Origin of the sequence: Ferrimonas pelagia, assembly GCF_039543565.1 — a bacterium.
Taxonomy (GTDB): domain Bacteria; phylum Pseudomonadota; class Gammaproteobacteria; order Enterobacterales; family Shewanellaceae; genus Ferrimonas; species Ferrimonas pelagia.
Genome location: NZ_BAABJZ010000006.1, coordinates 63,015 through 75,952 on the forward strand (window position 1 = coordinate 63,015; position 12,938 = coordinate 75,952).

The following is a 12,938-nucleotide window of genomic DNA, read 5'->3' on the forward strand; positions in this document are numbered from 1 at the left end:
GTTATACCAGTTACTCCATTCTGTCATATGAGTCATGGCACAATCATCGCCAAATCGACTGTATGGACGACACAATCTAATGAAATACACCCTGTTAGCGGCCGGACTGATGGCCAGCACGGCGGTCTCTGCCGACGCCTTTGTCGACAGTGAGTTTGCCCTGGATCGGCCCGCCCCTGAGGCGAAGCCAGAGGTGCAAGAGCCTGAGGTTGAGGCGTATCAGCGCACTCGCTACAACCGGGAGTTTATCTTTGCCGGTGCTTGGACCAACCTTGAAGGTGACACCCACCTGAGTTCGGAGCTTGGCGGCGCCATGGCCCCCAACTGGGATCGTGATTTTGAGATCGATCTGTCGGCGCGATTTGAGCATGACATTCCGCTGTTGCCTAACGTAAAGGTGAGTTACTACTCCTTCGACGATGAGTCCGGCTACGGCATGGACAATGTCGTACCAGGATACAACTACCTCAGCAACGAAGCGGACGTGTATGAGTTGTCCGCCTATTACCGTGTGTTCAATGGTGAGTGGTTCCGATTTGATCTGGGGGCGTCCTTCCGCAGCTTTGAAGGGCGCTTTAACTGGAACGACGGGCACCGCTGGGATCATGGGTCCTACAGCGAGCAGTTTGTCGCACCTTACGTGGCCAGTTACTTCTATGTACCGCATACCAACGTGAACCTATACTTGGAGTACAACGGCATTGGCGGCGACTCTAGCTACTCCGATTTCAGCGCCGGCGTCGCCTACCGGATGAATCCGGACTCGGCGTTTCGCATCACCTTGTTCGGTGGCTACCGCGCGATTGAAGCCGAGCTGACCGACATGTCCGGCTACGTCGGTGCCGAGTTAGATAGCTTGGAGTACGACTTTAACGGCATGTTTGCCGGGCTGCAGTTGGCGTTCTAAGGCAGAAGAGCAGGTGCTAGGTGCTAGGTTCTAGGTTCTAGGTTCTAAGAGCTGAAAAGCAGGTTCTAGGTTCTAGGTTCTAGAGCCCAAGAGCGAACAGCGATCTCATAACCAGTACAAGCGCCGCTAAACGCCTGCAAAATGAGAAAGGCCGTGTCCCATGGGACACGGCCTTTTTGATGCCTCGCAACCGAGGGCTGGCTCGTTGGTTCGATCTTTCGTAGCGAGAGTGAAGGCTAAGCGATAACCAAGGGCATGGATAGCGGTACGGTCCGGTAGTCCTGTTTGCGGGCGTCGCTGCTGCAATAGAAAAGGCCGCCCCCGATGGGGCGGCCTTTGGTTTAGATAGCGAGAGTCATCGCGAGCGTTTTAAGGCGGTGTGAACACCACCTTAAGAGACGATTTACTCTACCGCATCCGGGTTACGCATCTGCAGCTTCCAGAAAAAGCGGCTAGAGCGGCTTGAACTGGAGTTTTCAATCAAAATTAGCTCATCGCCCATTCGTTCCAGTTGGTAGCTGGAAGTCAGCCTTGCTGTGCTGCGATTGAGGGACCATTGGTCATCGCTGTACGTTTGCAAGCCTACGGTATTTACATGCACCAACTCACCCGGCACGTGGGGATTTTCTTGCAGCAGGTGATCGGCCGCAATATGGGTATAGGTGCGAGAAGCCGTAAGGCCGAAGTTTCTGTAAAGTCCTACGTTGGAAGAACCTGGATTATCGGTATCAATATTTACCAGGGCCCATTCTGTGAACCATTCTCCATAGCGTTTTTGCAGATTGGCGTACCAGTAGGCCTTGTTCTCGTCCTGGAAATCTCTTACGTGCGTAAAGTAACGTCCGTCCGGAGTCTTGCCGGAAGGGAGCAGGGTTTGAGAGCTGGTATTAGGCATGCCGACCGGGATCTCGTCCGGTACTGACGCCAGATCATGCCAGTTCAGGATGTAATTGCGCTCCCCATCAACTGCGGCTGCTGTGATGGGATTGTTCCCAGTCAGCGTAAAGCTGTTGACACTATCCTGAGCCACCAGCGGGCGCTCCGGAATGATCACCTGTTCCACTGTACCGGAATCCATGTCCATTACGGTCATTTGAGGCCAGTTGTTTGTTTGAGAACGATTTAGGTATCGAACCAGCTTATTGGGCGCACCGGCATGAAGGCGCATATAGGTATGTGCCCAGTAGCTCGTCGAGTCGGTGCTAATATCATCTGTATGAATGGTATCGGTTTTGACCCAATCGCCACTCTCTTCATTGAACTGCAGCAGAACGACTTTGCCACTGTCCGAATGACTGGAGCCGGGGCGGACCCAAGTGAAGATAGTGCCTTTTTCGGTGACAAAGGGATGGTTTTGCTCGCTGATAAAGCGGGTTGATCCGTACTCCTCTTGCGGGCGGACGATCTCTTTGAGTTCTTGAGAGTTACGATCGTACAGCCAGAGTTGTTCATCTGCGTCGGATGTACCGGTAACAAAGACCGCTTTGTCGGCGTTGGCCCATTGGCGATGAGGCTGAGCACTACCCATCTCATGCCCGACCCCGAGCACCCACTGTGCGTCGGAGAAGGACTCCCCATCAAACTCCACCAAATAGATGCCGATGCGAGTGCTGCCATTGCGGACATCAAACAGCATCAGGATGCTGTCATCGGTGACCGCTTCACCACGAGGATACCAGGTGTTATCTGTCGGGCGCTCCCAGGTGGCGGTTTTGACCCACTTATAGACATTGGGGTTATGGGTGACCTCAATATCGGTTTTTAAAGTGAGGGCGTTCCCACTCGTGCCCGGAGGCAGTTGTTGGCCAGTCGGGGTTGTAATGGTGACGGAGGCGGTGCCATTGCGACGAGCCTCGAAGGTACCCCAGCCACGCTGCGAATTGCTGCAGTCATCGTTACAACCAGACCCGATATGGGCCAGGGGCCTTACGCCACTGTCGCTGTCGGAAGCAGTACCTTCACTCCAACTGATCTGGCCACCCTCAATGGCAGTTACCACATCATTACTCATGCGCTGATACAGCTGCATGGTGAAGCTTTCGCCTTCCGGCATGCTGAAGGTCAGATCGCGCAGCTCGTGCTGAACGGCTTCATCACCTTCGCTGTAACTGGCGACTGGGTAGATCTCGACCACGGTTGGATCTTTAACCCAGAGCACACGTTCCGCTTGGACATCGTCCAGTTCGGCGGTGATCAGGTAGGTGGCGGGTAACAGGGTGCGGAATTGGCCGCCACTGGCAAACAGGATCCCTTCGCCTTCTAGCTCTTCACAGCAGTTCTCCGGACTGTTGCCCAGATAGCTCCAGTTGACCCGATCAGTAACCTCAACTTCGCTGCCGTCGGACATGTCGGCCCAGACCTGCCAGCTATAATGGGCGCCCGCTGGCTTGGCCAGTTGATCCCCATAGATGGTCAGCTTGGCCACACCGGGCTCACGGATGTTGATGCTCAGGCTGTGGTCAAAGCCTTGGGTGGCGCCGGTGATGGTCAGTTCGCCAGCCTTAAGCAGGCTCAAGGTGGTGCCTTCTCGGCTGGCTAGGGTTTCGTCGGACAGGGTCCAATTTGCTTCTTCGGCCAGATCCTGAGTGCTGTCGTCGGCGTAGGTGGCGATCAGGCTCAAGGTGTGGCTTTGGTTAACGAAATGGGGTGCGTCGCCATCCAGCTGCACTTCCACGCCAGTGAGGATGGTGGCGGGATCGGTGTCGATGGTGATGCTGGTGCTGTCAGTAAAGCCCTCAAAGTGGGCACCGATGGTCAGCTGACCTTCTTGCTGCAGGTGCAGGGTACGGCCGTCGATGTGGCCGTGCTCACTCTCTGGCATACGCCACTGGGCTTGCTCGGTGACATCCTGGGTGCTGTCATCGGCGTAGCTGGCGATCAGGCTCAGTGCGTAGCTATGGCCCGCGTAGTAAGGCCCTTCGCTGAGAGACAGTTTGATGTCGGTAACAATGGTGGCTGGGTCGATTTCAACTGCGCGCTCTAACGCGTCGCTGAAGTCCTGATACTCGGCGATCAGGGTTACGCTGCCAGCCGTATTGGCGTGCAGTTCCAGTCCGGTAAAGTTAGCGACTTCTGTGTCGCTGGACGACGTGGTGGCACCGGTCAGAACCGCAGACTCGGAGCCGTCGCTGTACTTGGCGATCACTTGAGTGGTGTAGCTGTGGCCGGTGTACAGGAGCTCAGGTGCCTCGAAACGGATCCCTTCCAGCAGCACCTCTTCGGCGATGGTGCGGGCGACGCTGGCGGTTTGGCCTTCGAAGCTGGCGGTCAGGGTGACATTGCCCATCTCGTGGGTGCGAAGAATGCGGCCTTCAAAGCTGGCAAGGTTGTCATTGCTGGAGCTAAATTCGGCACGCTGGCTGACGTTGACTTCTATACCATCAGCATAACGGGCGATCACGCTGGCGCTATACTGACGGTTGGCTTCCATCTCTTCAGGCAGCATCAGGCTGATGCTGTCCAGCGCAGCACTCTGGGTTACGGTCAAGGTGTGCTCTGCGGTCAGCTCACCATAGCTGGCGGTCAGGGTGCTTTCCCCTTCGGCTAGGGCGTTGATCCCTTCTACGGTGAAGGATGCAACGCTGCTATTGCTGGTGTCGAGCTGAGCGTCTTGGGTGACGCTACGGGCAAAGCCGTTGTCGTACAGGGCACGCAGCTGGTGGCCTTCCTCGGTACCAACTTCCATCTTGGCTGGGGCCAGCCAGATCAACTGAGTGGCGACCGGCTCTGGTGGCAGTGGATTGACTGGGCCCCCTTCGTTGATGGTGCGTTCGAAGCTGTGCTCATGTCCGCCATAGGAGGCGGTCAAGGTGACTTCACCGTCATCATTCGCGTGCAGTACATTGCCGTAGAAGCGAGCCGTCCAGGATGGGGAGCTGCTGTAGTGAACGCCCTCATGCAGCTGGTCCTGGCTACCGTCGGTGTAGAACACGGTGGTGGTGGCAGGGTATTGACCACCGACCAGCAGATCTGGATGCAGCTCCATCTCGATGCGATCGATCACCAAGGCTTCCACCACTTCGATGCTGAGGCTGGCTTCGCGCTCGCCGTAGTTGGCGGTCAGGCTGGTCTCGCCAATGCTGTGCGCGGTCAGATAGTTGCTATCGGCAGTGGCAACGTCTTCGTTGCCGGAGCGGTATTCTGCCTCCCAGTTGACGTTTTGGCTGGTGCCATCGGAGAAGTGGGCGGTCAGCTCGTGACTGTACTGCTCACCCTGCTCCAGACGCTGTGGCGCCTGCCAGGTGAGATCGGTCAATTCAGGGTTGACGTAGACGTATTGTGCTTCGGAGTACTCACCAAACTCAGCGTAAACGTAGGCGCTACCCACCTCGTGGGTGTGCAATACGCCTTCGATAAACTCGACAACAGTGGTGTCATCGGAGCGGAATTGGGTCTGCTCGGTGACATCTGCTGCACTGCCGTCGGCGTAGTTGGCGGTGACGATCGGGGTGTACTCGGTGCCGTGGAACAGATCCCGTGGCAGCTCCAGCTCGATCCCTTCCAGGTGCGGATGAACGATCATCATTGCGCGGGCTTCGCCGCCGCGGTAGCGCGCGGTTAGCGCTGCGCTGCCGGCGCTGTAGCGGTCGCTATGGATGCCGCTGCCGGAGATCCAGACCAGCTCGCTGTTGCTGCTGTCATAGCGCGCTTCATAGGTCACGTCGGCTTGGCTGCCATCGGTGTAGTGCGCCATCAGGGTATGCGAGGCATCGTAATCGCCCGCCTCGATCTCAGCGGGGATCTCCCAAGCGAGGTGCGCTAAGGGAGGGGGAATTCGGTCTTCGTCGCTGGTATCGACGAAACAACCTGTTAACGCCAATACAAAGGGGATCAGCGTGAAAAATCGTATCATTAGTGACTCCATTGGGTTATCGCGGAGTCATGATATATGTCTGATTTGACGATATTTTTAGTGCTTGTTTGAGACTGTCATTTTTGCGACTGCTGTCACTGTTATGCCGTTCGATTGCTGGATGTTTCGGCGTCACCGTGGGGGATCTCTTACAGCGTGGAGAGGCAAGCTGTACTCTTAGGTGGTGTGATCTGCTGTATGGAGTGGGCTGGGGCAGTGTAATGGCCGGGACGGAGTACCTTTGGAGAACCTTAACTGCTACGGAATTGTTATGAAGGATAAGCTCTCTATTGTGCTGTCATCGACACTATTGCTTTCTGCTGAGGCGGCGTGGGCGACCGGAGTGGTCGAGCCGCCTATCGCCCTGGCTCAGAGTTATCAGCAGGGGCTGGCGCTGGATCATTACTTGGTGAGCGAGAAGCTTGATGGCATGCGGGCCTATTGGGATGGGGAACGATTACTGAGCCGTGCGGGCAATCCGATCGCGGCACCGGACTGGTTTACCGCCGAGCTGCCCAAGGAGCCCCTTGATGGCGAGCTGTGGCTGGGACGGGGCCAGTTTGAGGCGTTGATGGCGGTGGTGCGGGATCGTATTCCTGATGAAGCCGCGTGGCGCTCGGTTCGGTTTATGCTGTTTGATCTGCCATCGCAGCCTTTGCCGTTTGAGCAGCGCTATCGGTTACTGGCCGAGCGGGTTGAGCAGTGGGGCTTGCCTCATCTTGAGTTGGTGCGGCATGAGCCGGTGGCGAGCGATCTGTCGTTGGATCTGCGATTGGCGGCGATCTCCGAAGCTGGGGGGGAAGGATTGATGCTGCGTCATCGTCAGTCGCTGTATCGGCCGGGTCGGGGCGCGGGGCTATTGAAATATAAGGCTTACGAGGACAGCGAAGCGGTGGTGATCGCCCAACTGCCGGGCAAGGGCAAATATGAAGGGATGATGGGTTCACTGCTGGTGGAGGATCCCCAAGGGCGGCGCTTCAAGATAGGCTCAGGTTTCAGTGACGCTCAGCGGCGCACGCCGCCAGCGGTGGGGAGTGTGGTGACCTATCGCTTTAATGGGCGCACGGGTTCCGGCTTACCCCGATTTGCGCGATTTGAGCGGGTATTTATCAGTTTGTGAAAGCTTGGCTACACTCCATGCGGTATGAATTTCGACCATTAATTAACGAAATTCAGTGACAGATTTGCGTCTGTGTCTCTGAGGGGGGAATATATGCCCCGCCTACAACGTAACTACCTGTACCAGGAGCCGAGATGTCTTCCCGTAAAGAGCTTGCCAATGCTATCCGTGCATTGTCCATGGATGCTGTACAAAAGGCCAAGTCAGGCCATCCAGGTGCCCCTATGGGCATGGCCGACATAGCCGAAGTGCTGTGGCGTGATTTCCTCAAACACAACCCGGCCAACCCAGAATGGGCCGATCGTGATCGCTTTATCTTGTCCAATGGCCACGGCTCGATGCTGATCTACTCCTTGCTGCATCTGACCGGCTATGATCTCGGGATCGAGGATCTCAAACAATTCCGTCAGCTGCACTCCCGCACGCCAGGTCACCCTGAGTACGGTTATGCGCCAGGCATTGAGACCACCACCGGTCCACTGGGCCAGGGGATCACCAACGGAGTGGGTATGGCGCTGGCTGAGAAGGTGCTGGCGGCACAATTCAACCGCGATGGCCACAATGTGGTGGATCACAACACCTATGTATTTATGGGTGATGGCTGTTTGATGGAGGGGATCTCCCACGAAGCCTGCTCCCTGGCCGGTACTTTGGGCCTGGGTAAGTTGATCGCCTTCTGGGATGACAACGGCATTTCCATCGACGGTGAAGTGGAAGGCTGGTTCTCCGACGATACGCCGAAGCGTTTCGAAGCTTACGGCTGGCACGTGATCCCGGCGGTTGACGGTCACGATGCGGATGCCATCAAGGCGGCCATCGAAGCGGCGCAACAAGAGACCGGTAAACCGACTCTGATCTGTACCAAGACCGTTATCGGTTACGGCAGCCCGAATAAGTCTGGCTCCCACGATTGCCACGGTGCCCCGCTGGGCGAAGAAGAGATCGCCGCCGCCCGTGACTTCCTGGGTTGGCACCACGCGCCGTTTGAAGTACCCGCGGACATCTATGAAGCGTGGGACGGTAAAGCCGCGGGCGCTGAGCTGGAGTCCAGCTGGAACGACAAGTTTGCCGCTTATCAAGCCGCCTACCCTGAGCTGGCTGTCGAGCTGAAGCGTCGTCTGGCCGGTGAGATGCCGGACAACTGGACCGCCCATGTCGAAGGCTACATTGCCGAGCTGCAAGCCAATGCCAACAAGGTGGCAACCCGTAAAGCGTCGCAGGATTGCCTGAATGCCTTTGGTCCGGTCCTGCCTGAGCTGCTAGGCGGCTCTGCTGACTTGACCCCATCCAACCTGACCAACTGGTCTGGCTCCGTGTCCATTACCGCTGACGATGCTTCCGGCAACTACCTGCACTACGGTGTGCGTGAGTTCGGTATGAGCGCCATCATGAACGGCATGACCCTACACGGCGGCTTTAAGCCGTACGGCGCGACCTTCCTGATGTTCATGGAATACGCCCGTAACGCGGTACGCATGGCGGCACTAATGAAGCAGCCGACCATCTTTGTCTACACCCACGACTCCATTGGTTTGGGTGAAGATGGCCCGACCCACCAGCCGGTTGAGCAGGTGGCCTCCTTGCGTCAAACGCCAAACTGCAGCACCTGGCGTCCGTGTGATGCGGTTGAGTCTGCGGTGGCCTGGCGTCACGCGGTGGAGAGCAAGGATTCTCCGACCTCACTGATCTTCTCTCGTCAGGGCCTAGCGCCGATGGCACGTGACGAAGCGACCTTGGCGAACGTGGCCAAGGGCGGTTACGTCCTGAAGGACAGCGCGGGTAAGCCTGATCTGATCCTGATCGCCACCGGCTCTGAGGTTGAGCTGGTGATGACCGCAGCCGAGCAGTTGGAAGCGGCGGGCAAAGCGGTGCGCGTGGTGTCCATGCCAGCGACCGATGTGTTTGATCTGCAAGATGCGGCGTACAAAGAGTCCGTGCTGCCTTCGGATGTGACTAACCGCATCGCGGTGGAAGCGCTGATCGCCGACTTCTGGTACAAGTACGTGGGCCTGGATGGCCGCGTGATCGGCATGACCACCTTCGGTGAGTCTGCGCCGGCCGGTGAGCTGTTTAAGCTGTTCGGCTTTACCGTTGAGAACATCGTCGATACCGCCAACGAGCTGCTGGCGGATTAAGTTTCCGCTCTCGCTCTGATAAGCCCTGCCTGCGCGGGGCTTTTTTGTTTGTGTTGGCTGACGTTAGCGCTTGATGATCTCTTGCACCTGACTTTGAGGGATCGACTGTTGTTGCCCCTGACTGTCGGTATAGAGGTAGACGCCGGCAGAGCGGTTCAAGCTGGGCTTGGTGTCAGTGGCGATGAGTCGACCGTCATGGGTCGAAAGGATGTAGGAGCCGCTGCTGCAGGCGACCAGCAGGGCCGTGCTAAGTAGAAGGGGAAAACCAAATTTAAGACACATCAGAGCATATCCGTCATTGTTCGCTTTATCAGTGTAGGCAATCGCGACCAGAGGTTGGGGTGATTGGGCTTAATCTGCGAGCCTCTTTTGTCGCCATAGACTTTGATAATTGTTTATAAATCGTAGTCTTAGCTGTCTTTCGAAAGGTGTTTGGCCGTTGTGAGCGTCTCTGATCGTACCTTGTTGGTGTTACTGTTGCTGCTGTGCCCTGCCGCGTTGTGGCTGCCGGGATTGACCGTGATGTATTACCCCGAGCAGGTGTTTTTGTTGCAGCGGCTGCCTTGGGTGACGTTGGCCGCGGCTTTGCTACTCAGCCAGGTGTATCAGCAGGGGCGGCTCAGTTTTCTGGTGATCCTGAGTTCATTGATGTACGGCTTGATACAGCTTCGATTGCAGTCGAGCCTAAGTGTCCCTCAGACTGAGCTGGAGTTTTGGTTGATGGGGTTGCTGGGGCCGGCCATCGCGTTGGGTCTGGTTGCTTTGCCCGATCAGGGTCCCTTCCATCGTAAAGGTTGGCTCGCTTGGGCGCTGCTTCTCGGCAGTTTGGCGCTGTTGGCTGGGTTGACCCAGGCGACGGAGCTGAGCCTCGCCTTGCATGAGTGGATGCGCCCGCGGGCATTTCTGTTTTGGCAGATGAGTCCGGCGCCTCTGCTGTTGGTGCTATGGCAATTGATGTTCGCCTGCGCGGCTTGGTTGTTGTATCTCTATCGAGGCCACAGTGGGGACATGGCCGCGATGCTGATCTGCGCTAGTTTGATGCTGGTGGCACTGGGCTTCGCTCGGCCGCTGATCGCCGCGAGTGTGTTTGCGGCGCTGGGGATCGTGTTGTTTGTGTTGGTGTTGCAGCATGGTCATCAGATCGCGTTTTTGGATGATCTGACCGGGATCCCCGGGCGGCGGGCGCTGAATCTCGCACTGCAGCGGTTGGGGCGTCGCTACACCCTGGCCATGACCGACATCGATCATTTCAAAAGCTTTAACGACACCTATGGTCACGATGTGGGCGACGAGGTGTTGAAACTGGTGGCAGCCCGGCTGAGTCGAGTGCGTGGCGGCGCTCAGGTGTACCGTTACGGCGGTGAGGAGTTCACCATAGTGTTTGCCGGCAAACAGCCTAAGCAATGTAAGGCGTATCTGGAGGCGATCCGCCAGGACATTGCGGAGTATCCGTTTTCGGTCCGTGCCCACGGGCGCGATGAGGACAGCGAACGCGGGCGACGCAAGCGTGGCAAGGGCGGCGGGGAGTCGGTGCAGATCACGCTGAGTTTTGGCGTGGCGTGCCGAAGCTCGGCAGCGCCGGTGCCGGAGAGGGTGATCAAGGCGGCGGATACAGCCCTTTATGCTGCGAAGAAAGCCGGGCGTAACTGCATCCGCATGGCGCGGGCCAGCTAACCGGCTCCTGAGCTGTCACGGCCGGCGGCAAGGTGAGATGCCGCTGGCGTTTAGGCTTTTTTGCCGAGCTTTACCGTGGTTTCATCGATAAACCATAGGGCTTCATTGCGGCGGCGGCCGATCACCAGCGCCTGCTCTTCGGCGAACAGGAAGGCTTTCCAGCTACGCTTAAAGACGTCATAGCGGGTTTCGATGATGTGGCCCTGATCGTAGCAGACGTAGACGATGGTCTTTGGATCCCAGTTTAGGTAGCCGGCGATGTCGGCGGGCAGCGCGACGTCGTCGGATTCGAACGCGTCATCCCAGCGTTGATCAAAGGGCCACAATTCGGCCTGGCTCAGCCAGTCCTTGTCTTCAAGCCGATCCAGATCTACCGCTTCGCTGCTGACATTTTGCAGCCAGATCTGTTTGGCGTAGGTCGGATGCAGCGGCAGGATAGCGGCTTTATCTTGGTCACTGATGGCCATGTCAGCGCGGTTAAACACCCAGTTAAAGGCGTATTGGCTTAAATCGGTGTGTTTCATCTTGGGTAACCTATCTTACTTTGTCGCACACTATACCTGAGGGCGGTAGCGGGGCCGAGTCTTATTCCCCTGTAATGTGGCGGTCAATGGCAGTATGCTGAGCGCTTGTTCAAAAATAGGTGCGATCGCAGGAACTCACATGTCAATCTGGAAACGTGAATTGGAATTTTCGCTGCTTAATGCCCGCGGCGAGGGCACCATGGTGCAGCAACTGGGGATGGAAGTGGTGGGGTTTGATGAGCACTCACTGACCATGAGCATGCCGGTGGATCACCGCACGCACCAGCCGCTAGGCTTGCTGCACGGCGGCGCGTCGGTGGCTTTGGCGGAGAGTGTGGGCTCGATGGCGGCTAACCTGTGCGTGCCCAAGGACTGCTATTGTGTCGGGTTAGATATCAATGCTAACCATGTGAAAGCGGTTCGTACGGGCACCGTCTTTGCTAAGGCGAGTCCACTGCATCTGGGCGGCACCACCCAAGTTTGGCAGATCGAGATCCGCGATGAGCGGGAGCAATTGATCTGCGTCAGCCGCCTGACCATGGCGGTACGCAAACATAAAGGCAAAGTGTGAAATTTCAATTCTCGCAAGGTACCTTGATCGCCAACCCGCATGAGCTGATGGTGCGGCTGGATGGCCCGGCGCGCATCACCTTTCAGGCGGCGGCCGATGCGATCCAGCTCGTGGGGATCGCCAATGTCGTAACCGGTTTTGGCGGCGGCGTGAGTTGGTCGGTGAAATTGGACAATGATGAGCAGATGGCGATCCTGGCGCAGGAGTTGGGCTTGGAGATCAAAGGGCCGCGGTGATGTTGCGGGCAAGCGCCACCAAGCCGAGCCAAGGGCTCGGCTTTGTTGTTTTATGTCGTCTTAGCCGCCCAGCATGAGCCAGACGCCCAGGCCGGCCATCAATGTGCCCGACACCCGGTTCATTAGGATCACATTGCGGCTGCTGAGCAGGCGACGCAGGGTATGACCGCCACTGGCGTAGAGGATCATGCACACCAGCTCGCAGGCGAGGATGATCAGCAGCAACAGGCTCAGTTGCGGCGCCAGAGGACGGGCGGCATCGATGAACGGCGGCAACAGGGCGACCATAAAGGCCCAGCCTTTGGGGTTGGCGATGGCGGTGATCAGGCCGCGAGCAAACAGGCCGCGCGCGCTGATATCATCGACCGATGCAGAGGCATTGAGTTGCCCTTGGTTGCGCCACATCTGCACCCCGAGGTAGATAAGGTACATCCCACCGATCCCCTTCAGGGCAACAAACAGCATTGGGGTGTTGAGCATTAAGGCGGAGATCCCCAGCACGGCCGCCAAGGATACGATCGCCACCCCCAGTAGCTCTCCGGCCATCATGGGCAAGGTGCGTTTGAAGCCGATGCTCATCCCCAGGCTGAGCGCCAGCAGCATGCACATCCCCGGGGTGATGGAGACAGCAAAGAAGGTGGGGATAAACAGGGCTAAGGTGGTGGTGTCGATCATCGATGGTATTCGCAGCTGAGAAAGATCCGCGCGATTATGGCAGAGCGTGGTAGCAGCGCAAAGCACTATAGCCCGCTGCGGGTGGATAGGGGAGTGACAGCACTGAGCTTATCGGTAGGGACGGGCGGATGACGGGCACGTTTGTCCCCAGCAAACTCGCTTTCGCGAACGGCTAACCACATCAAGTCTTTGCCCAAATCAGCAGCGCTCTTCTGTTTGATTCCCTCTCGCTTTCGAAGCATTC

At 57.4% G+C, this 12,938-nt stretch carries 10 protein-coding genes; 6 read left to right on the forward strand and 4 right to left on the reverse strand.

Going from position 1 to position 12,938, the window contains the following annotated elements:
* Nucleotides 1–79: 79 nt before the first annotated feature.
* Nucleotides 80–907 carry a TIGR04219 family outer membrane beta-barrel protein gene (locus ABEA08_RS02165; protein WP_345332850.1) on the forward strand — a complete coding sequence of 276 codons (828 nt, stop codon included), beginning with the start codon at nt 80–82 and terminating at the stop codon, nt 905–907.
* A gap of 403 nt (nt 908–1,310) precedes the next feature.
* Here ABEA08_RS02165 and ABEA08_RS02170 read toward each other — a convergent pair whose 3' ends face one another.
* Nucleotides 1,311–5,759 carry a hypothetical protein gene (locus tag ABEA08_RS02170; protein ID WP_345332852.1) on the reverse strand — a complete coding sequence of 1,483 codons (4,449 nt, stop codon included), beginning with the start codon at nt 5,757–5,759 and terminating at the stop codon, nt 1,311–1,313.
* 271 nt (nt 5,760–6,030) lie between these two features.
* On the opposite strand from ABEA08_RS02170, the gene ABEA08_RS02175 reads away from it, so the two are divergent.
* Both ABEA08_RS02175 and tkt read left to right on the forward strand, forming a co-directional pair.
* Nucleotides 6,031–6,879, forward strand: a complete 849-nt coding sequence (locus ABEA08_RS02175; RefSeq protein ID WP_345332854.1) for a DNA ligase — start codon at nt 6,031–6,033, stop codon at nt 6,877–6,879.
* Between the two features lie 134 nt (nt 6,880–7,013).
* Nucleotides 7,014–9,014 (forward strand): transketolase, encoded by a 2,001-nt coding sequence (gene tkt / locus ABEA08_RS02180; protein WP_345332856.1) that lies wholly within the window; start codon nt 7,014–7,016, stop codon nt 9,012–9,014.
* 63 nt (nt 9,015–9,077) lie between these two features.
* Here the strand turns inward: tkt and ABEA08_RS02185 are convergent, their stop codons facing one another.
* On the reverse strand, nt 9,078–9,296 hold the full coding sequence (locus ABEA08_RS02185) for a YgdI/YgdR family lipoprotein (protein WP_345332858.1): 219 nt from the start codon (nt 9,294–9,296) through the stop codon (nt 9,078–9,080).
* Between the two features lie 159 nt (nt 9,297–9,455).
* Between ABEA08_RS02185 and ABEA08_RS02190 the strand changes: the two genes are divergently transcribed.
* On the forward strand, nt 9,456–10,688 hold the full coding sequence (locus ABEA08_RS02190) for a GGDEF domain-containing protein (RefSeq protein WP_345332859.1): 1,233 nt from the start codon (nt 9,456–9,458) through the stop codon (nt 10,686–10,688).
* 50 nt (nt 10,689–10,738) lie between these two features.
* Here the strand turns inward: ABEA08_RS02190 and ABEA08_RS02195 are convergent, their stop codons facing one another.
* Nucleotides 10,739–11,212 (reverse strand): DUF2947 family protein, encoded by a 474-nt coding sequence (locus ABEA08_RS02195; RefSeq protein ID WP_345332860.1) that lies wholly within the window; start codon nt 11,210–11,212, stop codon nt 10,739–10,741.
* Nucleotides 11,213–11,351: 139 nt separating this feature from the next.
* Between ABEA08_RS02195 and ABEA08_RS02200 the strand changes: the two genes are divergently transcribed.
* Together ABEA08_RS02200 and ABEA08_RS02205 are read left to right on the forward strand one after the other, a co-directional pair.
* On the forward strand, nt 11,352–11,783 hold the full coding sequence (locus ABEA08_RS02200; protein ID WP_345332862.1) for a hotdog fold thioesterase: 432 nt from the start codon (nt 11,352–11,354) through the stop codon (nt 11,781–11,783).
* The gene (locus ABEA08_RS02205; RefSeq protein ID WP_345332864.1) at nt 11,780–12,019 is read left to right on the forward strand and encodes a DUF3389 domain-containing protein; all 240 of its coding nucleotides are present in this window, start codon (nt 11,780–11,782) and stop codon (nt 12,017–12,019) included. The genes ABEA08_RS02200 and ABEA08_RS02205 overlap by 4 nt, the downstream gene beginning before the upstream one ends.
* 60 nt (nt 12,020–12,079) lie before the next feature.
* On the opposite strand, the gene ABEA08_RS02210 is transcribed toward ABEA08_RS02205, so the two are convergent.
* Nucleotides 12,080–12,694, reverse strand: coding sequence for a LysE family translocator (locus ABEA08_RS02210; protein WP_345332865.1), 615 nt, complete (start codon nt 12,692–12,694; stop codon nt 12,080–12,082).
* Nucleotides 12,695–12,938 lie beyond the last annotated feature (244 nt).